This window comes from Providencia sp. PROV205 (genome assembly GCF_028479505.1).
Lineage (GTDB): Bacteria > Pseudomonadota > Gammaproteobacteria > Enterobacterales > Enterobacteriaceae > Providencia > Providencia huaxiensis.
In genome coordinates, this window is record NZ_JAMPNU010000060.1 from 1 (window position 1) to 1,426 (window position 1,426).

A 1,426-nucleotide genomic window follows, 5' to 3' on the forward strand; every position below is an offset into this window, starting at 1 on the left:
TTTATCTATTACTTTACAGCGTTATATATCTATTAATATTCTCAAAAATTCATTATTCAACCATACTTATTATAAATAATATAATAAAAAATACTTTTATTAATATTAAAACCACTCATATAACACCCTACCTGTTAGAGGTATACTTTAACATTTCATTGTGATGCATCACTAATAAACAAAAACAAACTACATTTTAATAAAACTTTAATTACACATAAGCTGTATTTTACATTAAATTCAAAAAGCATCAATTCGATGCCTCAAAAATGGGATAAAACAATGTCTAAGTTAAGTAAAGAGATTAAAGAAAATAATGCCAATGTAAAGTTGGCATCTAATGAAAGAAGCTCTCGTGAAGCATTAGTAAATTCTATAGTACCCGAAAAATTAATTATGGATAATTTAGGGATTAAATCATGATTAGAGCTTTACTTTCAATTTACTTACTCACTAACTTATCATTTTCAAGTGAAGGTAGTCAATTAGGGGTTTTAAGTTATAATAAAATTGGAATCCCTATCATTGATTTAGAAATAGAGAATGAAAAACTATCATTAATGCTTGATACGGGAAGCAGTGAAGGCTTTCATTTAAAAAATGACAATATAAAGAAAATATTTAACAATGAAAGTTTAGATGTAAAAAATAAAGTCCCATATAGATATATGGATATATTAGGAAATAAAAATAATGTGACATCATGGACTGTTGATAAACTATCTATTTCAAATGTAATTTTTAACAATGTTAAAATTGTTGAACTACAACCATGGGGGCTTAACATAGGAGAGAAAATTATTCAAACAGAAGTTGTTGGCCTTGGTATTTTTTATGAAAAAAAAATAATTTTAGATTTTAAAAAAAATAAATTGATAATTTTAAAAGACACACCAGAATATATTAAAAATTGGTCATCCTATCCAATAGAACAAACTAAATCAGGATTGAAAATAATTGCATATGCTCAAAGTAAACCATTGAATTTTATTATTGATACTGCAGCATCACATTCTATTATATTTTCCAGCAGGCTTCCAAATAGAAACAAACATCTAGGATGTAATGTAATTTCCTCTGAAGCTTTGAGCTCTGATTGCAATGTACAAAATATCTTAATAAGGGATGATAAAGGCAACATACAGAATGAATATGCTATCACAATAAACTCTCTTCCTCCTAAAAACATAGAGTTTGATGGGCTACTTGGAATGTCATTTATGAAAAACAAAATAATACTGATAGACCTAGCCACAAAAGTTTTATATATACAGAGTTAATCCCATGAAAAAAAATAAATCTATATTTAGGAGTGAATTTATATTAAATAAGTGGATTAAATAAAAACATAATATTGTTATCATTCCTATTTTATTCATAGTATCTAAAAAAAATCTTAAACTATAATTATTTAATTTATTCTGCT

The 1,426-nt window shown here is 25.5% G+C and carries 2 protein-coding genes; both read left to right on the forward strand.

The window, feature by feature from the left end:
- The first annotated feature begins 282 nt into the window (after window positions 1-282).
- Window positions 283-423: a hypothetical protein gene (locus tag PR800_RS19595; protein WP_195697601.1), complete on the forward strand. Its 141-nt coding sequence runs from the start codon at window positions 283-285 to the stop codon at window positions 421-423.
- On the forward strand, window positions 420-1,280 hold the full coding sequence (locus PR800_RS19600) for a hypothetical protein (protein ID WP_272531272.1): 861 nt from the start codon (window positions 420-422) through the stop codon (window positions 1,278-1,280). Before PR800_RS19595 ends, PR800_RS19600 begins: the two co-directional genes overlap by 4 nt.
- Window positions 1,281-1,426: the final 146 nt, after the last annotated feature.